Origin of the sequence: Poseidonibacter lekithochrous (genome assembly GCF_013283835.1) — a bacterium.
In the GTDB taxonomy this organism is placed as follows: Bacteria; Campylobacterota; Campylobacteria; order Campylobacterales; family Arcobacteraceae; genus Poseidonibacter; species Poseidonibacter lekithochrous.
On the sequence record NZ_CP054052.1, the window covers coordinates 1,463,903 to 1,486,003 of the forward strand.

The 22,101-nt window shown below is 26.6% G+C and carries 22 protein-coding genes; 13 read left to right on the forward strand and 9 right to left on the reverse strand.

The window, feature by feature from the left end:
- Nucleotides 1–16: 16 nt before the first annotated feature.
- Nucleotides 17–499: a ribonuclease E activity regulator RraA gene (gene rraA / locus ALEK_RS07135; protein WP_071625849.1), complete on the reverse strand. Its 483-nt coding sequence runs from the start codon at nt 497–499 to the stop codon at nt 17–19.
- Nucleotides 500–713: 214 nt separating this feature from the next.
- On the opposite strand from rraA, the gene ALEK_RS07140 reads away from it, so the two are divergent.
- The 10 genes from ALEK_RS07140 to ALEK_RS07185 all read left to right on the forward strand — a co-directional run bounded on the left by ALEK_RS07140 (nt 714) and on the right by ALEK_RS07185 (nt 8,125).
- Nucleotides 714–1,211 carry a DUF2721 domain-containing protein gene (locus ALEK_RS07140; RefSeq protein ID WP_071625848.1) on the forward strand — a complete coding sequence of 166 codons (498 nt, stop codon included), beginning with the start codon at nt 714–716 and terminating at the stop codon, nt 1,209–1,211.
- Nucleotides 1,212–1,264: 53 nt separating this feature from the next.
- Nucleotides 1,265–2,197 (forward strand): class I SAM-dependent methyltransferase, encoded by a 933-nt coding sequence (locus ALEK_RS07145; protein WP_071625847.1) that lies wholly within the window; start codon nt 1,265–1,267, stop codon nt 2,195–2,197.
- 65 nt (nt 2,198–2,262) lie between these two features.
- Entirely contained in the window at nt 2,263–2,547 is a 285-nt protein-coding gene (locus ALEK_RS07150) for a hypothetical protein (RefSeq protein WP_071625846.1), read from the forward strand.
- A 125-nt stretch (nt 2,548–2,672) separates the two neighbouring features.
- A complete protein-coding gene (locus tag ALEK_RS07155; protein ID WP_071625845.1) occupies nt 2,673–3,098 on the forward strand; it encodes a disulfide oxidoreductase in 426 nt (141 codons plus the stop codon).
- On the forward strand, nt 3,088–3,732 hold the full coding sequence (locus ALEK_RS07160; RefSeq protein WP_071625844.1) for a DsbA family protein: 645 nt from the start codon (nt 3,088–3,090) through the stop codon (nt 3,730–3,732). Before ALEK_RS07155 ends, ALEK_RS07160 begins: the two co-directional genes overlap by 11 nt.
- A 57-nt stretch (nt 3,733–3,789) precedes the next feature.
- The gene (locus ALEK_RS07165) at nt 3,790–4,671 is read left to right on the forward strand and encodes a PhnD/SsuA/transferrin family substrate-binding protein (protein ID WP_071625843.1); all 882 of its coding nucleotides are present in this window, start codon (nt 3,790–3,792) and stop codon (nt 4,669–4,671) included.
- Nucleotides 4,672–4,793: 122 nt separating this feature from the next.
- A complete protein-coding gene (locus ALEK_RS07170) occupies nt 4,794–5,975 on the forward strand; it encodes a hypothetical protein (RefSeq protein ID WP_071625842.1) in 1,182 nt (393 codons plus the stop codon).
- 57 nt (nt 5,976–6,032) lie between these two features.
- Nucleotides 6,033–6,326 carry a hypothetical protein gene (locus ALEK_RS07175; protein ID WP_071625841.1) on the forward strand — a complete coding sequence of 98 codons (294 nt, stop codon included), beginning with the start codon at nt 6,033–6,035 and terminating at the stop codon, nt 6,324–6,326.
- A gap of 71 nt (nt 6,327–6,397) precedes the next feature.
- Entirely contained in the window at nt 6,398–6,976 is a 579-nt protein-coding gene (locus tag ALEK_RS07180; protein ID WP_071625840.1) for a TlpA family protein disulfide reductase, read from the forward strand.
- A 33-nt stretch (nt 6,977–7,009) separates the two neighbouring features.
- On the forward strand, nt 7,010–8,125 hold the full coding sequence (locus ALEK_RS07185; protein ID WP_071625839.1) for a pyridoxal phosphate-dependent aminotransferase: 1,116 nt from the start codon (nt 7,010–7,012) through the stop codon (nt 8,123–8,125).
- A 12-nt stretch (nt 8,126–8,137) separates the two neighbouring features.
- On the opposite strand, the gene ALEK_RS07190 is transcribed toward ALEK_RS07185, so the two are convergent.
- The 8 genes from ALEK_RS07190 to pgp3 all read right to left on the reverse strand — a co-directional run bounded on the left by ALEK_RS07190 (nt 8,138) and on the right by pgp3 (nt 17,269).
- A complete protein-coding gene (locus tag ALEK_RS07190) occupies nt 8,138–9,163 on the reverse strand; it encodes a hypothetical protein (protein WP_071625838.1) in 1,026 nt (341 codons plus the stop codon).
- 93 nt (nt 9,164–9,256) lie between these two features.
- The gene (locus ALEK_RS07195; protein WP_071625837.1) at nt 9,257–9,895 is read right to left on the reverse strand and encodes an HAD family hydrolase; all 639 of its coding nucleotides are present in this window, start codon (nt 9,893–9,895) and stop codon (nt 9,257–9,259) included.
- A gap of 6 nt (nt 9,896–9,901) precedes the next feature.
- Nucleotides 9,902–10,315 carry a ModE family transcriptional regulator gene (locus ALEK_RS07200; RefSeq protein WP_071625836.1) on the reverse strand — a complete coding sequence of 138 codons (414 nt, stop codon included), beginning with the start codon at nt 10,313–10,315 and terminating at the stop codon, nt 9,902–9,904.
- Nucleotides 10,316–10,737: 422 nt separating this feature from the next.
- A complete protein-coding gene (locus tag ALEK_RS07205; protein ID WP_071625835.1) occupies nt 10,738–12,339 on the reverse strand; it encodes a sensor histidine kinase in 1,602 nt (533 codons plus the stop codon).
- A gap of 82 nt (nt 12,340–12,421) precedes the next feature.
- Complete coding sequence (locus tag ALEK_RS07210) at nt 12,422–14,911, reverse strand: efflux RND transporter permease subunit (protein WP_071625834.1); 2,490 nt, start codon at nt 14,909–14,911, stop codon at nt 12,422–12,424.
- Complete coding sequence (locus tag ALEK_RS07215) at nt 14,912–15,505, reverse strand: Tgt2/MlaC family protein (RefSeq protein WP_087148714.1); 594 nt, start codon at nt 15,503–15,505, stop codon at nt 14,912–14,914.
- Nucleotides 15,506–15,507: 2 nt separating this feature from the next.
- Nucleotides 15,508–16,218: an MlaA family lipoprotein gene (locus ALEK_RS07220; RefSeq protein WP_071626128.1), complete on the reverse strand. Its 711-nt coding sequence runs from the start codon at nt 16,216–16,218 to the stop codon at nt 15,508–15,510.
- A 175-nt stretch (nt 16,219–16,393) separates the two neighbouring features.
- Entirely contained in the window at nt 16,394–17,269 is an 876-nt protein-coding gene (pgp3, locus tag ALEK_RS07225; protein ID WP_071625832.1) for a peptidoglycan metallopeptidase Pgp3, read from the reverse strand.
- Nucleotides 17,270–17,396: 127 nt separating this feature from the next.
- Here pgp3 and ALEK_RS07230 point away from each other — a divergent pair, with 127 nt between their 5' ends.
- The 3 genes from ALEK_RS07230 (at nt 17,397) to ALEK_RS07240 (ending at nt 22,086) form a co-directional block, all read left to right on the forward strand.
- Nucleotides 17,397–19,799, forward strand: coding sequence for a Lon protease family protein (locus ALEK_RS07230; protein ID WP_071625831.1), 2,403 nt, complete (start codon nt 17,397–17,399; stop codon nt 19,797–19,799).
- A gap of 77 nt (nt 19,800–19,876) precedes the next feature.
- Nucleotides 19,877–21,295, forward strand: a complete 1,419-nt coding sequence (gene aspA, locus ALEK_RS07235; RefSeq protein WP_071625830.1) for an aspartate ammonia-lyase — start codon at nt 19,877–19,879, stop codon at nt 21,293–21,295.
- A gap of 74 nt (nt 21,296–21,369) precedes the next feature.
- Nucleotides 21,370–22,086 (forward strand): YebC/PmpR family DNA-binding transcriptional regulator, encoded by a 717-nt coding sequence (locus tag ALEK_RS07240; protein ID WP_071625829.1) that lies wholly within the window; start codon nt 21,370–21,372, stop codon nt 22,084–22,086.
- Nucleotides 22,087–22,101 lie beyond the last annotated feature (15 nt).

Below are 22,101 nucleotides of genomic sequence, written 5' to 3' on the forward strand. Positions count from 1 at the left end.
AATTAATAAAGTATTTTTATACTAGTTTTTCTTTTGAAATTACAATTCCATCATTATCAGCATAAATATAATCACCTCGATTAAAAGTTAAACCTTCAAAAGAAATTTCTTCTCCTCTTGATGATTCAGTTTTATCAAAATTTCTTAATGGGCAAGTACCGATTGCAAATAGTCCAACATTAATATTTTTAGTTTCGTCAGTATCTCTTACATATCCATTAAGAATAATAGCTTTCCAGTTATTTTTTGCCGCAAATGCCATAAGTTTATCACCTACAACACCAAAAAACTCCTGTGCATTATCAACAACAACGATCTTTCCTTCACCGTTCTCATCTCTTAACATCTCTAGAAGTCTCCAGTTGCTCTTATCAAGTTTAATTGTTTCAATTTGTCCGTAAAATCTTTTTAATCCACCATAGTTGTTAAATTTTGGTGATAATATTTGTAACTCTTTATCTTTGTTCTCATCGCATAAATCAGCTGTATGTATATTCATTATTTCTCCTTCTACTTATGGTGCAATACTAGTATAAAGTAATGTATCAAAAGTGTATAAATTAAAAAAACTTTAAAAAAAAATATTAATTTATAAAAATAAGTGAAAAAGTAACACTTAAATAGTTTTTATAAAAAATATTAATAAAAGTAAAATATCACATGAATACAATATTAAAGTGTTATCATTAGCATTATTTACACAAAGGCCTTATATGGATTTAGCCATAACAACACCCGCTTTACTTTTTCCTGCAATTTCACTGCTTCTATTAGCCTATACAAGTAGGTTTTTAGCCACTGCACAACTAATTAGAGGTTTAAGTGCAAATGCAAGAGATGGTAAAGTCCCAAAAGCATCAAAACAGATTAAGAATTTAAAAAGAAGAGTTGATTTAATTAAGTTAATGCAGATTCTTGGAGTATTATCTCTATTATTATGTACACTTTCAATGTTTTTAATATTTATTGAATATAAAACTTTTGGAAATATTATTTTTGGAATTAGTTTAGTTTTGATGTGTGCATCACTGGTAACTGCAATTACTGAAATATCTATTTCTACAAACGCAATTGAAATGGAACTTGAAGGAATTAAAAGAAATTCTAAAGAACATAAACAAAAAAGTCAAAAAACTAATGACGTAGAGAACGAAACAAAAGTTGAACTAGCTGAGAATAAAACAGAAATAAAAGAAGAAATAAAAAATTAACTTAATATTTTACGTATTTTATTATATAATCACGAAAAAATAAAAAGATATAAATGAAGAAGTTTACAAATGAATCTATGTATGAAATTATTGATTACATGGAAGAAAAATTAAAAATAGATGATTTACTTAGTATTGAAGTACTAAACCCTGACTTAGGTATTAACAATTATGCTGGTGAGATAGTAGATTTAGATGAAGAGTATACATATCACTCTTATAAAGCTTGGAATGATTTAGCTGAATTAATGTTTTGTAAACTTCTTACTCCCCTTAAAGTATCAGAATACACAGTTAATTTAAAATTCAAAAAGATAAATAGAAGTGACTCTTTTCATAAAACAATTAATAGTTCTGATAATGAAAAATATGGTGAAGAGTCTATATTTTTTAGAATCAATAAAAATGAAGAACCAGCATTTTTATACTATTACAAACAAGCCTTAGCTAATGTAAAAATACAAACAAGAAATTCTGTTTTAAATTTAGGTATTAATAAAGCTGATGAATTCCAAACTATTAAAGACTGTTTAGATGAAGATGAGTTTTTAAAAAAAGATTTTGTTGGAATTGACTTTTGTCCTAGTGCAATAGAGTTTGCAAAAAATAGATTTCCTACAAATAACTTTTCATTTTTTACCCATGATATTAATAAACTTGATGAGTTAAATCTAAAAAAATTTGATTTAATTATATCAATTGGAACACTACAAAGTTCATCTTTGAATTTCAAAGAAGCATTTATGAGTTTAATTCAAAACTATTTAGATGAAAATGGATCAATAATATTAGGTTTTCCAAACTGTAGATGGATTGATACAGAGATGATATATGGGGCTAAAGCACCTAATTATTCTTTTAGTGAACAATCAATTTTATACAAAGATGTATACTTTTGTAAAAAGTATTTACAACAGAAAAAATTTAGGGTTACTCTAACTGGAAAAAATTACTTATTTCTAACTGCAACATCTATAAAAAAATAAAAGTTGTTTTTTAATTGCTATAGTTTTATGATACAATATTCTTAAATAATCTCAAGGAGTATATTATGGCAAGTCAACATATAGAAGTTAAAACATTAAAATTAGCACATTCTACTGATGATACAATTAGGATTGAACATGTAGAAAAACCTTATGGTGAGTATAGTAGTCCCGTAGTTAGCATAGCTATCTACTCTCATGGAAAAGAAAAAGTTTCAGAGATTGAGATTCCCTATGAAAATATCGAAGGATTTTTCAAAGCACTAAATGAATCAGTAGCTTTATGTGATTCAATTCCAAGAACAGAACCTCATGCTGAGTTAAATTCTGATGTTGGAGGAGGGGCTTAAGTATTAAGTTTCTTCAAGTATAAATTTTAATTATACTAATTATTAATTCTGAGAAAAAATACATTAATTGCAAAAAATGGTTAACTAAACTTTGATATAATTTCAAAAAAATTTAGGAGATTATTTTGACTAAGTCAAGTTTTTTTGTTCTTATTAGCTTCTTTGTTGCAAGTATAGCAACAATGGGGAGTCTGTTTTTCTCAGAAATAATGCAGTTTATACCATGCAGTATGTGTTGGTATCAACGTATCTTCATGTATCCTCTTGTTCTAATCTTTTTGATTAATCTATTATACCCTGATGATAAAGTTTATAAATATGCTATGCCAATTGTTGTAGTAGGTTTATTATTCTCAATTTACCATAACTTATTAATGTTTGGTATTATTCCTGAAAGTGTTGTACCTTGTGTTCAAGGTGTTCCTTGTTCTACTGAATATATTAATTGGTTTGGATTTATTACTATTCCATTTTTATCTTTAGTTTCTTATTCTATAATTTTCTTCTCATTACTTATGATGAATAAAGGTGGTTCTAAAAATGAAAAATAAAAGTGTTGTACTTATTTCAATTGTTGTTTTAATAGCTCTATTTATTGGAGGAATTTCTTTTTATAATAATTCTCAAGATACACAAAGACAATCTTTATCTCAAGGTGAAGCACCTTTTGTTAGAGATCATTCAATTTCATTTGGTGATAACAAAAAGAATATTACAGTTGTTGAGTTTTTAGATCCTGAGTGTGAAGCTTGTGCATATTTTAGTGGTGCAGTTAATGCAATGTTTAAAGAAAACTATGAAGATATTAGATTAGTAATTAGATATTTAGATAATCATAAGAACTCTAAATATGCAATTAAAATACTAGAATCTGCTAGAAAACAAAATATGTATAAAGAAGTATTAGATGTTGTGTTCTCTTCTCAAGGAAAATGGGCAAAACATAATAATGAAGCTCCTGAATTATTATGGACTGAATTAGCAATAATTGATGGTTTAGATATGCAAAAACTAAAAAAAGATTTTGAAACTATAAATGTTGATGAAATGCTTTCTTTAGATAGAAAAGATGCAACAACTCTTCAAGTAAGAGGTACTCCAACATTTTTTGTAAATGGAATTAAACTAAAAAGATTATCTCCACAATCTCTTATGGATTTAGTTGAATCAGAAATATATAAATAAGTTTATACATTTCTAAAAGTAATTATTATAAAATATAATAAAAAATAGGGCAGTCTCATGAAATTAATAACAATTCTTTTCCTATTTTTTATTACACTTACAAACTTATGGTCAAAAGATACTCTTGATGTGGCTTTATATGGTGTAGATAAAAAGATAGCTACTGAAAAAACCGTTAAGACCTTACTTACAAATCTATTTAAAAAGATTGATAAATTAAGAGACTTAGAATTAAATACATTTTTTTATAAAGACAAAAATGAATTAATTAATGACTTTAAATCAAAAAATAATAAATTTGATATTTTATATACAATGCCTTCGTTATATATTGAAAACTATGAACTATTTAATAAAGGCTCAAAAAATTTAGTTAGCCTAAATTTTAATAATGAAAAATATATTCAATACTATTTAATTACTAATAAAAAAACAGGTTTAAATAGTGTAAAAGACTTAAAAGGTAAAAAATTAGTTCTTGCAGGTACTGATAATTTATCAAAAATTTGGTTTGACAAAATATCTTATGAAAGTACACAAAAATCTTATACAACATATATAAAAAAAGAGATTTCCAATTATAGTAGACATAAAAAAGTGTTAGATATATACTTTAATAAAGTAGACATTGCTATTGTTTCTAAGAGTACTTATGATGTAATGGTTGATTTAAATCCAACTATTGCTAAGAATATTAAAATATTAAAAAAATCACCAGCAATATTTCCTTATGTTTTAGGGATAGTTCACTCTTCAGCTGGCTCTTCTGTAATTGATGAATATAATAAGTTTATTTTGGATGAATCTAATAATGATTATATATCAAGTTTATTAAATCTTGTAAAACTTAAGAACTTAGAAAACTGTACAAAAAGTGACTTTGAAGAAACATATAAACTTTATAATGAATATCTTAAACTAAAAAATAAATATAACTAGTTTATTTTTGTATCACCTAATAATTTATACTAAATCTACATAGAATATATAGTAATAACATTAAGTATAATTATGTATACTAATATTAAATATACGCAAGAGAGAATAGAAAGGAAATTTCAATGTCATTTTTAGAGAATCTAAAAGAGTTTTTTTCAGTAGCAAAAGAGACAAATTTTGATTTAGGACAAATCTATACACAAACACCAGATGGGGTTTATAGTGTAGTACTAGTATTAGCAGCTATTTTATTAATAGTAGTGTTTTTTATAAGAAGATCTGTAAAGATATCTTCAACAGTAAAACTTGTATCTCAGATTCAAAACGCAAAGAGTTTCGATGAGTATAATTCAGGGCTTAGTAAGCTAGCAGCTGAACTTCCTAAAAGAGGTAAAAAAGTTGCTGACAGTATTAATGTTCAAAAGAATGATATTTTAAATAAAGAATTAGAATTATTAAAAGACTTTAATATTAAAGAGAAGATTGAAAAATATCAACAAATCTCTTCTCAATATGCACTTATTGCTAGTAATTCTAAGAAATATAGCATGGATGAGTTAACTTCATATTATGAAGAAACATCAAAAACTTTATTATCTCAAAATCTTGCAGCTGAAATAGAAGAATACTATACAAACTCATACTTTACTTTAGATGACGTTGAATTTGTTAATTCTATTGTTACATTTGCTAACTCACAAGAAAATACTGATGAAATTTTAAATCCTATGATTAGAGAAATAAACTCTTATAGTTATGCATTTAATTTAGATTTATTCAAATTTACAAAAGCATTAAGTAAAGATGAATCTAATCAAGTTTACACAAACTGTACAGAAAAATTAAGTGATGTTCTAAGCTCTAAAGAAGATAAAGTATCTGATGTAGTTTTATCTTACATGTTAGATAATGGATATGAAGAAGATGTATATGCTTATGTTTCAGGATTAGAAAATGCTATATATTTACAAGATATTTCAAATAACTTATTTGCTAAAAAAGATAATATTAATTTAGATTTAGCTTTTGTTGCAAATGAAACAAAAATTGATGTAGATTATGCATTCCATATTGATTCTTTAATTACTGATAATTGGAGAGATTTAGGATATATAAAACATATCATTGCATCACCAAGAGTTTTAGAAACTATAGGACATATTAGTTATAGAAATGTTCTAGAAAGAATTGAAAGACTTGAAACAGAAGAAGAAAACAATAAAGCAATTGCAGAAGCTCTTGAAACAGCAAGAAGAGCTGAGAGTATTGCTAATGAAGCAAAAGCAATAGCAAGACAAAAATAAATACTTAAATATTAAAGATAAAAACAAAAAGTTTTTATCTTTTGAAAGACTTATCACATGGAAATCTCAACACTACTTTTATTAATACTTATTCCTTTAGCAATATTTCTTATTATTAAACAACAAAAAAAGACAAATATTAAGTCAGCAGTTGTTAAAAAAGAAGAAATAATTGAAGAATATAAAAGACAAATAAGAGAAGTTATCTCAAAAAATAAAAATGACCAATCAGCCCTTCTTAGGGAAAAAACTATACTTTTAAAGAAAATTAACTACGAATTATCAATGAATTTGTTTTTTGATGAAAAAGAAAGCAAAAAAATAATTTTAGAACTTCTAGAAATAAGCTAATACTTTATATAATATGTTTATCTTTTATTAATGGTTTTATACTATTATTTAAAAAAAGTTAGAGGATTAATATGAAAACAAAATATTTATTTGCTAGCGCCTTAGCTGCGCTATTTTTATTTACAGGTTGTGATTCAAAAAGTGAAATCGATGAAAGCTTAATTGCTAGTTCTTCAAAGAATAAAAAAGTTGGAGGATCTTATGAATCAAAGAAATTTGTATTAGATAGTGTAAATGCAAATAGTATTGAAGTTAGTACAAAATTAAATGGTTTAGATTTTAAAGACTTCAAAGGTAAGAAAGTAGTTTTAGTTGATGTTTTTGCTACATGGTGTCCTCCTTGTATTGAGGGAATACCTGTTTTAAAAGGACTAAAAGAAAAATATAAAGACCAATTTGAAATAGTTTCTGTTTTATTTGAAGAAGGTAAAACAAAAGAAGAAATTACTGCATTTGTAAAAAAACATGATATTACTTACCCAGTTGCAATGGGTGATACAACTATGAAATTTATTAAAGATTTAGGTGATATTCAAAAAGTACCTGAATTATATCTATTTACAAAAGATGGAACATTCTCTAAGAAATTTGTTGGAGAAACGGACAAGGAAACATTTGAAAGGTATATAGATAACGCTTTAACAAAATAATTAGTAATTCAAAATAACAAGGAAACATAGATTTTGAGATATGAAAATATGAGTTCATTTATTGTAATGGACATAGTTAGAGAAGCACAAAAGTATAATGATTCAATTCATTTTGAAATAGGTCAACCAGACCTTTGTCCAAGTCCTAAAGTAAAAGAAAAACTGCAAGAGGCTATTTGCCATAATAAATTTTCTTATACGGAATCAAAAGGATTAGAACAGCTTAGGGAAAAAATTGCTTTAAGTTATAAAGAAAACTATAACGTAGATATTAGTAAAGATCAAATAATAATGACTCCTGGTACTTCTGGAGCCTTTTTAATTGCATATACTTTAACATTAAAGCATAAAGAGAGTTTAGGTTTATCTGATCCCTCATATCCTTGTTATAAAAACTTTGCAAATATGTTGGATATTAATCCATGTTTTATGGATATAGATAAAAGTACAAACTATGAGTTAACTCCTAAGCATTTAGAAGGTAATGATATTCAAGCATTACAAATTTCATCTCCTTGTAATCCAACAGGAAATGTATATGATAAAAAGAATTTAGAAGAGTTAATTAAATATTGTGATGATAATGATATTGCTTTTATCTCAGATGAGTTATATCATGGTTTGTCTTATGAAAAAGAAGCAAATACAGCTTTAGAATTTTCTGATAATGTATTTGTAATTAATGGTTTTTCAAAATATTATTGTATGCCAGGTATTAGACTAGGGTGGATTATTGTTCCTAAATCATTAAGTAGGGAAGCAGAGATTATTGCGCAGAATGTATTTATTTCTGCACCTACATTATCTCAATATGGAGCTTTAGAAGCTTTTGATGATGAATACTTAGAAGAAGTTAAATCAAAGTTTAAAGAGCGTAGAGACTATCTATATGCTGAATTAAATGAAATCTTTGATGTAGATGCAAAACCTGAAGGTGCTTTTTATATTTGGGCTAATGTTTCTAAATATACAGATGATAGTTTTGTTTTTGCTAAAGAGTTATTAGAAAATATTCATATTGCTACAACTCCAGGAGTTGATTTTGGATCTAATAAGACAAACCATTATCTACGGTTTGCCTATACACGAGATATTGAACATATGAGTGAAGGTATAACTCGACTTAAAGAGTATTTGAAAACTAGATAGTTTTCAAATACATCATACTATAAAATCAACACCAGTTATAAGTCCTGGTTGTCCATTCTCTTTTAGATAAAAACTACTTTGTTTTAAGTGTGCAATTTTATCTTCAATAGATGTATGATAGTCAAAATTACTTTGTGCACTTGCTAAATAAATTGCTCCAACTCCAGCTTGAGCTAAAGTAATTAAATTATCTTCCCCATTTTCAGTTTTTTCCCAAATTCTTAGATTTTGAAAAATATTATCATTTTCGTCAATCCAATCATTATTGTCATTGTCAAACTCTTTTAGGTCTGCAAAACCATTCCCTGATTTGGTACCAAATAATTCACTTCCTGTATCAATTTTTCCATTAGCATTTTTATCTAAGGCTAAAAAACCTGAACCATCTTTTACTAGTGGAATTCGCTCAATTTCTCCATCATCATTTAAATCAAAAGAAAAACGTAAATCTGTACTAATATTATCAAAACTTTTTACATCACCTTTATAATTAATAATAAGAGGATCAATAAAGTTCTCACTTGATAAATCAATCTGTTCTTCATGTACTTCTCTAAATTCTTTAGAGAATGCAAAGGATACATTAAAATCAATATTTTTATTATCCTCAGTTCTAATTTTTGCTGTTGTATGGAATTCAATACTATTTTTTTGATAGTATTCAACTTTTCTATTAACTGAAATACCCCATAGATTACTCATCTCTGACATATTATGTGCTAGTTCATCATTTGAGCTTTCTTGGTGTGTTTGTTCATCATTAGGAAGTAGTTTTATATCTTTTATATATATTCGTCCTAAAAGTTCTTCTAAGATACCTTTTTTTATTCTATCATCAAGTCCTAGTTCTGATTCCATACTATAGGCCATTCTGATTCTACTAAGTTCTATTCTTGAGGTAGTTTTAATTGGGACGTTATCTGGTTGATTTAAGGCTTTAAGTTCATTCATCCAAGAAGATGAAGTAATTGAAACTTTTTGCTCACTTACATTACTGCTTTTCGTACTTAAATTTATACTTGAAGATTCTATTCTCATTAAAAATCCTTTATATTAAACCATACTTAAAAATTATATGATATTTAATATAAATAAGACTTAAAATAATTTAAAAATGAAAAATAAAATTATTTATTTTATTTCTAATAACTCTTCTAGTTCTTCAAGTTTATTAATAGAATAGCTTGCTTTTGAAAAATCATGACTTACTGTAAATTCATTATAAACAATTGCACATTCTATTTGAGCATTATATGCAGAAGTAAGACCTCTTTGAGAATCTTCTACAATTATTGTTTCTGATTTTTTTGCATTAAATTTTTTGATACCTGCTAAATAAGGATCAGGGTAGGGTTTTGCTCTTTTATACTCTTCTACACATAGTGTAAAGTCCATATAATCTACTATACCTCTATTTTGATGTATAAGGTCAAAATCAACTCTTCTAGACGTTGTAATAATAGCCATTTTGTATTTTTTTGAGAGTTTATCTAATACTTTTTTTACATTAGGGATTTCTATATCTTTAGTTTTTAAAAACTCTTGATAATAAATATCTCTTTTAAAACGTTGTTTATCCACAATTTCTTTTGAAAAACCAGCTTCAAATGCAACTTCCCAAGCAGTTCCACCTCTTGCCATAATTTCTAGGTAAGTAGGCAGATCTAATGTCAGATTTAATTCTTTTAATGCAATTTTATTGGCTTCGTAGTACCATTTTTCAGTTTCTACTAATACGCCATCGTTATCGAATAATATGTATTTTTTCAAATTAAGTTAGTTTCTTGCTCTTTCAAATTTTTCGTATTCTTCATCATAAAATACACCTAATTGACAATGTGTCACTTTTAGATCTGAGTGTTTAATTGAAGCTCCAACTTTTTTAAGTGTACTTCCTTTTTCTTGTGCTAACTTCCATGCAATTTCACATTCAACTTTTTTGTTCTCTTGAGAACCTTTTGCTAATGTGTCATAAATATCTTCATTCATTTGAGAAAATTGAAGTTTACCAAATACTCCAAGTTCACAATTTGTAATCTTGATATTCATACTTTTTGCAACTTGTGCCATATCTTTTGGTTTCATACCAATTAGTTTAGCAACTTTAAAAGCTTGGATACACGATAATTCACCATTCTTATCAAGATTTGTTAACACTAATTCTGTCTGTGTTGAGTCTAACTTAATCATAAAAAAAAATAATCCTTTAAATTTTCGTAATTATAAAACAAAAAACTTATAATTACTTTATACTATAATTATAGATTATATCTATAATTTACATATCATTATACATGAGCATTTATTATACAATTAATAAAATTAATATATAAGTAAACGAAAAAATTTGACAAAAAAAAAGAGAACGCTTTAGGGGGAAGCGTTCTCAAGCGATTTGTATATTATTATGTAGGAGAGTCAAGTTGAAAAACTTGAGTATCAAAATTAAGTCTTTTTACTTAATCGATACAGTAATTATAAACTATGAGTATTAACCTTTTATAAATAAATAGTTAACAATAGGTAAACAGGATATAAAGTGTCCTATTTAAATTATTCCCTAAATAGGGTAGTTATATTAATACTTACTAATTAATGTAAAATTGAAAATTTTAAATATTTATAGGAATTGATAGTTTAAAGGAAGCTCCATGAAAATCTTCATCAGTATTTTTACTACTTATATTCTCAACTTTGATATCACCTTTTAATTGTCTAGTTAGTAAACTTTGTACTATATATAAGCCTAAGCCTGTACCATGGAATTTATCTTTTGTTGTAAAGTATGGTTCAAAAATTCTATTGATTATATCTTGATGAATACCTTTTGCATTATCAGAAATTATTATAATACAATTAAATTCTTCTTTAATAACATTTATAGATATTTCTGGCTCATGAATATTATTTTTAATAAATGCATCATTACAATTATTTATTAATACAAGTAATACACTAATTATTTCATTTTCATAACTATTTAGTGTAATGTCATAGATATTATGATTGAATTTTATTCTTTTATCAATTTTTGAATCTAAGATATTTATTGCTTTTTCTATAGTAGATCTGATTTCAAAAGAACGTTTTGCATTGTTTTTAATAAAATAGTTTTTAAATTTATCAATTGTTACTGATAAGTCTTTTGTTGTTTTTATTATTTTTTCTAGAGATTTATCGTATTCTTCAATTTCGTTTTGACCAGAATTCATATTTATTCTTAATCCACTTGCAATTGTTGATATTAATGATAATGGTTGTCTCCAATGGTGAGAAATGTTTTCTAGCATATCTCCTAATGAGATTAACTTAGCTTGTTCTATTAATATTACTTCTTGTTCTTTTATAATTGCCTGCTCTTTTATTTTATTAACGGCAATAGAAACTAAATGAGAAAATGATTCAATTAGTTCTAATTCAAAAGAATCAGGATGTTTAGATTTTTTATAATAAATTGCAAATGTTCCTAATACTTCATTATTCTTTGAAAAGAAAGGTTGAGACCAACATGCATTTAAATCTAAAGGTTTAGTTAGATGAGTGAAACCTTTCCAAAAAGGATGAGTATTAATATCTTCTACAATTACTCTTTTTTTCGTGTATGCTGCTGTTCCACATGAACCAATATTTGGTCCAATAATCAGTGATTTTACAGCTTTATTATAGTGTTCTGGTAAACTTGGTGCAAAACCTTTTTCAAATTGTTTTTTATTTTTATCTAATAGTAGAATTGAACAAATCATATTATTATTAATCTCTTCAGCTCTCTTAATTAGAAAAAATAGAATTTCTTCTAAACTATCATCATTGATAATCTTTTCTAAAACTTTTTGATTAATTTTGTATAAGGTTTCATACTCTTTTTGTTTTGTAATATCTTTAGCAATACCAAGAGTACCAATAACATTATTTTTCTCATCTATAATTACATCTTTTGTAGATTTAAAATATAAAGTTGTATTTGATTTTATTAATGATTCAAAAAATACTAATTCTTTTTTTTCTTTTATTACAAGCTGATCATTAATGCTAAATGCTTTGGCATCTGATTCTTTGAATAAATCATAATCAGTTTTTCCTATGATTTCTTCTTTTGTAAGTGATATAAAATCGCAATATGCTTTATTACATAGAGTATATACTCCATTTAAGTCTTTGTGAAAAATTATATCTTCTAAAGAGTCTAATGTTTTGATTAAATTTATATTATTCATAATTAAAATGTAACATGTTTAATTTTTAATTATTCTTAATAAGTAATAATTAGTGACTAAATAGTAACAGGTGTAACTGTTACTATCTAGAAAAAGGTTTAAAAGTGATTAATAGTTTTGGTAATAAAAGAAGTGCTGAAGCTAAGATTGTAGCCATTACAACTACTGTTAATAAACCAAAATAGATTGTTGGAATTAGATTTGATAAAACTAAAATAGAGAAACCAACGATTACTACTAAAGATGTATAATACATCGCATACCCAATACTTTCATGGGATCTTTTCATTGCATTAAGATAATTATGGTCATGTTTAAACTCTTCTTTAAATCTATGAATATAGTGAATTGTATCATCAACTCCAATACCAATTGAAATAGCTGCTATTGTTATAGTCATAATATCAAGAGGAATTCCTAACCATCCCATAATTCCAAAAATTGCAGAAATAGGAATAATATTAGCAAGTATTGCAACCACTGCTATTTTTATAGATCTAAATAAAACTAAGAACATGAAAAATAGAATTACTACAACAAAACCTAATGTAGAAATCTGTGAATCAAAAAGAGATTGAAGCATATTATTATATAAAATCATTAGGTTTGATAATCTATATGTTGTCTCTTTATTTTTAATAATATCTCTTAGATCATGATTAATTTTATTAATCAAATCATTTCTTCTAAGATTTGGATTAGAATCCATAATTCTCATTGTAACTCTAGCTTCATTATATTCAATATTGATATATGGTGCCAAAATCATATTTTTATATTTTTGAGGTAACTTATTATAAAGTAAAGCTAGTGTAACACCATCTAGTTCTTTATTTTCATTTAGTATTTTTCCAAGCTTTAATAAACTAGCTAATGATTGAACTTTTCCTACTTCATCCAGTGAGTCTAAGTAATTATGAACATCAATAATTGTTTGCATCTTATCAGATGAGAACCAATATTGTTCATCGTTTGCACTTTGTTCAAATTCATCTTCAAAGTCATCAAAATCATCTGCTTCCTCTTCTACTGAAGCTTCAACAGATATTTCCTCAATCTTTTCGTCTTTGAATTTAATTACTACATCTAAAGGTGTAGTTCCACCTAAACTTTCATCAATTACTTTCATACCCTTATATATTTCAGTATCTTTTTTAAAGTAATTAATAAAGCTATTTTCAACTATAAGTTTAGATGCTCCTGTTAGTGAAAATATTACTAATAAAACACTTCCTATAATAATTCCTAAACCATTATGCTCTACTAGATTTGAAGAGCTTTTAATTATTGAGAATTTAGAGTTTGACTCTTTTCTTTCATACTCTTTAACTCTTTTTAACATAATTAAAACAAGAGGGAATAAAATAAATGAAATCAAAAGTGATATAGCAATACCAGCACTCATCATTAACCCAAGGTTTTTAACAGGTTCAATACTTGATAATACTAAAGATGCAAATCCCGTAATAGTAGTAATTATTGCAAAAAATGAAGGGCTTAGTTTTGATAGAACAGTATTTATAACTAGTTTATATTGACTTGCATTTTTAAATCTAACATTTAATTCTCTATATCTTACAATTAAGTGTAAAACAATTGATAAAGTAATAATTAATTGTAAAGATATAAAGTTAGATGAAATTACAGTAACTTCAAGACTAAATAGACCTAATATTCCTGCTGTTGATATAACTGATAATAAACATATAACAATAGGTAAAACAACCCATCTAGCTTTTCTAAAGATAATCCATAAAATTAATATTAATAAAAATACTAAAGTTGAACCGTAAATTACTAAATCACTTTTAACATAACCAACAACGTCGTTGGCTATCATATTTACTCCACCAAGGAAAATAGTAGCAGATGATTTATAGTTCTTTACAATATCTCTTAACTCCTGAATATTTTGACTCTCTTTTTCTCTTATTTCATCTCTATACTCTTTGAATTGAGTTATAGTATTTTTAAGAGTAAGTTTTTCATTTTCATCAAGAGTTGATGTTCTTTTTTTCTTTAATAAAGCATTTCTTTTTTCTAAAAGTTCTGCATATTTTGTATCATCTTTTAAACTTAGTATTAAAGCTGTTGTTTTAAAATCACTACTTACTAAGTTATTTGAATAAAGCTCAGAGCTTAGAAATTCATCTTTAACTAGTTGTTTATCAAATTCTCCATCTTCAATAGCCTTAACCCCATCTACAAGCTGTGCAATGGGTTTAATTGGAGATTGAACTAAAGGAACATTTAAAATAGATGTAACACTGCTTATATAATCAAGTTTTTCAAAATCATTTGAAATTGATTTGATTGTATCAAGACTGTTTTTTGATAAAAGTTCATCATTAGGTGAAAATGTAACAATTAAAAAATTAGGATTTTCATATCTTTTATTTATCTCTCGAACAAATTTTAAGTCTTTATCATCATCTAAAAGTAGAGTTTCAGCAGAAGCATCAATTTGAAGTTTTGTAGCGTTATATCCTAAAACAGAAATTCCAATCATTAAGATTAGAATTACCGCTAATGGATATCTAAGTATATATTTATCGTAGAAATTTTTTATCATCTATTTTTGTGTATTATTTGCTTTTAATAGTTCTAACATTTCATCAAAAGATTTCTCTTTTAAAAGTCCACTAAATTGTTTTCTGTATGTTTGAATAATACTTATACCTAATAAATCAACATCATAAATAAACCATTCGTTTAATTTTTTGTTTTTATAAAAATTATAATTAATAATATAAGATTCATCACTACCAACTACTTCTGATTGTAATTGTAATCTAGATTTTTTATATGGTACTAAATCATTAATTTTAACTTTTTGATCTGTATATAGCTCTAACTTATCAACATAAGAGTTTTTTAATTTATTTTCAAATACTTCAACAAACTCAGCTTTTTTTTCACTTGATAAACTTTTCCAAGTCTTTTTCCCAAGAGCGATTCTAGCCATTACATTGTAGTCAAAAACATCATCAATTAAATTCATAATATCTTGAGCTTTTTCTTCTTTTTTTATCTCTTTATTTTTTAATATTACTAAAGCTGAATCAATTTTTTGACTCATTTGTGTTTTAATATCATCTTTTTTAAGGGCATTAGCTGATGTTAGTATTAAAGCTAAAGCTAAAAATAGTTTTATTATATTTTTCATGATTATTCCTCAATCTCTTTTTTTCTTTTTTGTTCATAAATATCTCTTAAGAATGGATATAAGTCTAAAGCATCTTTTTTGATATTTTCATATTGACCTAATCTTAGTGATGTTTTGTTTACTATTTTTCCAGCACTTAATCCCATTGCTTCTAAACTATTATTTGGAATTTTATATCCAATATCACTAGCTCCTGTATATGAAATAGGATCAATATACGCATCAGGAACAATAGATATCATATCTCTTAAGTTTGAAGGACCAAGTAGAGGTAATACAATATGGAATCCACTTCCAACTCCATAGAAACCTAATGTTTGACCAAAGTCTTCATCATGTTCTTCCCATCCTAATTGGCTTTTTGCTGGGTCAAAAATACCTGCAATACCAACTGTACTATTTACTACAAATCTACCTAACTCTTCTCCTGCATTTTGGAATTTTAGTTGAAGTAGGTTGTTTGTAAATCTCATAGGGAACATTAGGTTGTCAAATACATTTGAGATTCCAACTCTTACAGGTTTAGGAATTACATAAGCATAACCTTTTGCTACTGGGTTTAAAGCATAAATGTACATAAAGTCATTAACGCTTGTCATTACTCTGTTATAACCACTTAATGGGTCAAATAATTCTTCTTTTTCTTCACTTGCAAACTCATTATCAAATTCATCGTCAAAGTCCGATTCTTCTGCTGTATTGTTTGTTTGCAGTTCAACTTGTTGTTTATTTACAGTATTATTTGCAGATACTGGTTCCTTTGAGCTACAGGCTGTAAATACGAATGCAGCTAAAATTACGAAAATAATATTTTTCAAGTTGTTTCCTTTCTGTTAATATAATTAATATATTATATAAAAAAAATGTGAAAATAATGTTGAAGCGTTTTTATTTGCTTGTAAGTTTGTTAAGAATATCTATTGCTTGTAGAGGATCTACTTGAATTGAATTAATTCTAAATGAGAAGTGTAAATGAGGTCCTGTAATTCTTCCTGTATCTCCACTAAGACCTATTATTTGGCCTTTATTAATACTATCACCTACCTTATAATACATCTTGCTTAAATGATAATAACATGAATAAACCCCTTGTCCATGATCTATTACAATAGAGTTTCCAGAGTAAAATCTATTTTGAGCAATTTTCACAATACCTGAGTTAACGGCAATTATATGAGTACCTATTTTTGCACGATAATCTGTTCCTGAATGGTAAGATTTCAAAAAGCCATTATAAACTCTTTTTGTTCCAAAAGCACTTGTGATTTTAGAATTCATTGGGTAAATAAACTTTTCATTCCACAAAAGTTCACTACTTTGAGTTTTGTATATATTCATAGCTTCTATATATTCTTGTTTAGTTCTTTTAGCTCTTTGTTTATTTGGTTTTAGTTTTGATTTTGATACGTTTATTACTTCTGATTTGTATTTTCCATCTAGAACTTTTAGTTTTATAGATTTAAATACTTTTTTGCCATCTTTGATATATGAAATAATAACCTTGTACTCTTTTGGGGATAAATAGTAAGAAATAGGAACTAACGCATAATATGTATTATCTAAAAACTTATTCTTATAGAATTTCTGATTAACTTTTGTTTTGCTCATTAAAGTAAGTTTAGGCTCAATAATATTTTTGGCTTCTAAAAATAGCAAGGCAGTTTGGGCATTCTTAACTGTATTGTTTTTGAAATATAGTTTCACATCATTTGCATTTGCAACAATTATAAATAAAAAAAGTAGTATTAGTTTTTTGTAAATCATGGCTAATTGTATCAAAAATATTTGAAACTTAAATCATTCGCTAAGAAAAAATAATAAATTTGACTTAAGATATGAGTGTTATAATTTATATAGGTTTAAGGGATTGTTTACTTAAAAAGGATTTAACATGATCAAATTATTAAAATTAAACCAACTATATACAAAATGTGATACTTCGATATTTAAGTTTAGAACAACAGAACAATTAAAAATTACAAATAAAATATTAGGACAAGATAGAGCCTTAAACTCAATAGACACAGCTCTTGGAATTAAACATGAGGGTTATAATCTTTTTATTATGGGAAACTCAGGAGTTGGGAAACACTCACTTCTTGATAAAATATTAAAAGAAAAATCCAAAAAAGATTTTGTTTTACATGATTGGTGTTATGTAAACAATTTTACTGAAGATATAAAACCTTTAGTTTTAAAACTCCCCGCAGGAGTTGGAACTAGATTTAAAAAAGATATGCAAAACCTTATAAAAAACCTACAAGAGAAAATACCCCAAACCTTTAAACAAAAAGAGTATATTACAATACGTAAAAACCTAGAAGATAAGATGAAAGAAGATCAAGATTATCTATTTTATAAATTAAAAGATGAAGCAAAAAAAGATGATATTTTTATTAATGACACAACAAGCGGAATAACAATATCTCCTCTAAAAGATGGGAAAACTTTAAGTGCTGAAGAGTTCCAGTCTTTAAATATAACACAAAGAGAAGTAATTGAAAAGAACATTATCTTTTATAAAGCAAAAGTAGATGCTAACTCAAAATTAGAAATGGCATTTAGTAAATCTTTTATTGAAGATATGAAAGAGATTGATAGTGGTTTTATAGATGATGTAGTTCAAAAATCAATGAAAGTAATAAAAGAAAAATATAAAAGTTATGAAAATGTAATTTCTTATTTAGATGAAGTTGAAGATGATGTTATTGAAAACTTTGAAGACTTTACTATTGATGAAAATGCTGGAACTGAAAATCCAATGGAAGCTCTTTTTGCTCAAAATGTTGATCAAAGTGCTAGTTTTGAGATTTATAATGTAAATATAATTGTAAATAATACAAAACAAAAAACAGCACCAATTGTTTATGAACATAATCCAACATACTCTAATTTATTTGGTCGTATTGAGCATGTAAATCATATGGGTACATTAACTACAGATTTTAACTTTATTAAAGCAGGAGCACTACATAGAGCAAATGGAGGCTATTTAGTAATAGATGCTAGAGCTTTATTATTTCAACCATACTCATGGGAAGGTTTAAAACGAATGTTGCACTCTGGTGAAATTCATTTAGAAACTATAGAAGAGTCAATGGGACTTACAAATAGTGTGACTTTAAACCCTCAAAGTATTGAGCTTGAGACAAAAATTATTCTAGTTGGTTCTAGATATATTTATTATTTACTATTTGATGAAGATGAAGATTTTAAACGTCTATTTAAAATAGAGGCAGATTTTGAAGATAAAACTTTCAGAGATAATGATGCAATAATTTCTTATGGGAATATAATTGCTTCTTTAATAGATAAATACTCACTACTTCCTCTAACAAAAAAAGCTTTAGGAAGAATAGTTGAGTTTAGTTCGAGATTAGTAAATGACTCAACAAGTTTGTCTTTAGATTTTAGCTCAATCATAGATTTATTACATGAATCAAATCTTATTGCAAAAAGAAGAAAAGCAAAAACAATTAAAAATGAAGATATTTTAGAAGCCTTAGATTCAAGAGCAAAAAGAAGCCAAAGAATAAAAGATGAAATTTATAAAGAGATAAAAGATGAAACAATACTTATTGATACAAATGGAAGTAAAGTAGGGCAGATTAATGGTCTTACTGTAATAGATTATGGAAATTTTGTTTTTTCAATGCCTGTTAAAATCTCTGCACTTACAAGAGTAGGGAAAGAAGGTGTTGTTGATATAGAAAGAGAAGTAGATTTAAGTGGAGCTATTCACTCAAAAGGAGTTATGATTCTATCTTCATTTTTAGCAGCAAGATATTCCCATGATTTTTCAATGAGTTTAAGTGCATCTTTGGTGTTTGAACAATCATACTCACCCATAGATGGTGATAGTGCTTCTTTAGCTGAGCTTTATACTCTTTTATCATCAATTTCAAATATTCCAATTAAACAAAACTTTGCATTAACTGGCTCAATTAATCAAAATGGACAAGTTCAAGCAATTGGTGGCGTAAATGAAAAGATAGAAGGTTTTTATGATGTGTGTAAATTAAAAGATGAAAACTTCAATGCAAGTGTGATAATACCTTTTTCAAATATTAAAAATTTAATGTTAAAAGAAGAAGTACTAAATAGTGTAAGAAAAGGACAGTTTAGAATCTATGCTATTAAACATGTGGACGAAGGAGTAAAACTACTAATGGATATAGACGCAGGAGTAAGAGGAGCTAGTGGTAAATTTCCCAAAAACTCACTTAATTATTTAGTGGAGAATAGACTTATTGAATTTAGCGAACTAAGCCTAGGAAAGAAAATAAGTAAATAATACTCTTTTTGTAGTCAAATTGTTAATTTAATAATATAAAATGAGTTATAATTTATATTATTGCCTTAAGGAAACAAATGGAAACAGAAGTTAGACAAGAACATGATTTAATAGGTGGAAAAGAGATCTCAAATGAGTTTTATTATGGTATTCAAACACTAAGAGCAAAAGAGAACTTCAATATCTCAGGAGTTCCTTTAGCCAACTTCCCAAAACTAATAGTAGCTTTAGCACAAGTAAAAAAAGCATCAGCATTAGCAAATAATGAATTAGGATTATTAGAAGAAGATTTATGTAATGCTATTTGTAGTGCTTGTGATGAGGTATCTGCTAAGAAATATAATGAACAATTTATTGTTGATGTTATTCAAGGAGGAGCAGGGACTTCTACGAATATGAATGCAAATGAAGTTATTACAAATATTGCATTAGAAATGATGGGACATAAAAAAGGTGAATATGAATTTTTACATCCTAATAATCATGTAAATATGAGTCAATCAACAAATGATGTTTATCCAACAGCAGTTAGACTTGCTTTATATGAGTATCTTTGTAAACTACAAAATAAAATGGAAATATTAAGAGATTCTTTTTTGAATAAATCAAAAGAGTTTGATTTGATTATCAAAATGGGAAGAACTCAGCTTCAAGATGCAGTTCCAATGACTTTAGGACAAGAGTTTCACTCTTTTGCTTTAATGATTGATGATGATTTAAAAATCATTGAAATGGCAAAAGATTTAGTAACTCAAATGAATTTAGGTGGTACTGCTATTGGAACTGGAATTAATACAGATTCAAAATATGCATCCCTAGTAAAAACAAAACTTCAAGAAGTAACAAATAGACCTTTTGTAACTGCTTGTGATTTAGTAAAAGCTACACAAGATACTTCTACTTTTGTGCAGGTATCAGGGGTTCTAAAATCTATTGCTACAAAAATATCAAAGATTTGTAATGATTTAAGATTATTAAGCTCAGGACCTAGAACTGGATTCAATGAAATCAATCTTCCGAAAATGCAACCAGGTTCTTCAATAATGCCTGGAAAAGTAAATCCTGTTATTCCAGAAGTTGTAAATCAAGTAGCCTTTCAAGTAATAGGTTATGATACTACTATCTCTATGGCAAGTGAAGGTGGACAATTACAACTAAATGTATTTGAGCCTATTATTGCTTATAATTTATTTCAATCAATTTCTATGATGTGTAATGCTTTTGAAGCTTTAGCTTTTAAATGTGTCGATGGAATTACTGCAAATGAGGAAAGATGTAAAGAATTAGTATTAAACTCAATAGGACTAGTTACTGCACTTAATCCATATATTGGATACCAAAATGCAACAGCAGTTGCAAAAGAAGCATTAGAGAGTAATAAAAGTGTATATGATATTGTTTTAGAGAAAAAATTATTAAGTAAAGAACAGCTTGATGAGTACTTAAAACCAGAAAATATGACACATCCTACTTATTCTAATGAGTGTGAAATCTAAAGATTAAAGTGTTAATAATTACAAACCTGATATAATCGCAAAAAAATTATGTAAATTTATAAATGGAGTTATTTATGGGTAGAGCCTTCGAATATAGAAAAGCGTCAAAAATGAAAAGATGGGGAGCGATGTCTAGAATTTTCCCTAAACTTGCAAAAGCTATTGAAATGGCAGCAAAAGCGGGAGTTCCAGATCCTGAAATGAATTCAGCATTAAGAACTGCAATTTTAAATGCAAAAGCTGAAAATATGCCAAAAACAAACATTGAAGCAGCTATTAAAAGAGCAAGCGGAAAAGATGCAGCAAACTATACTGATGTAAACTTTGAAGGAAAAGGTCCTCACGGTGTTTTAATTTTTGTAGAAACTGCAACAGATAATAATACTAGAACAGTGGCAAATGTTAAAATGCACTTTAACAAAAATGGTGGACAAATGGCACCTACTGGTTCATTAGAATTTTTCTTTGATAGAAAAGCACTTTTTGAGTTTGAAAAAACTGAAGAAATGGATTTAGAAGAATTAGAATTAGAATTAATTGATGCTGGTTTAGAAGAAATTGAAGAAGATGAAGAAGAAGGTATTGTTTTAGTTACTGCTGATTACAAAGACTTTGGAACATTAAATAAAGCATTTGAAGATATGGGAATTGAACTTAAAAAAGCTAAGTTAGAAAGAATCTCAAATAATCCTCAAGAATTCTCAGATGAACAACAAGAAGAAATTTCTAAATTATTAGAAAAATTAGATGAAGATGATGATGTTCAGGCTGTATTTACAAATATAGGATAAATAATTTGTTGATAA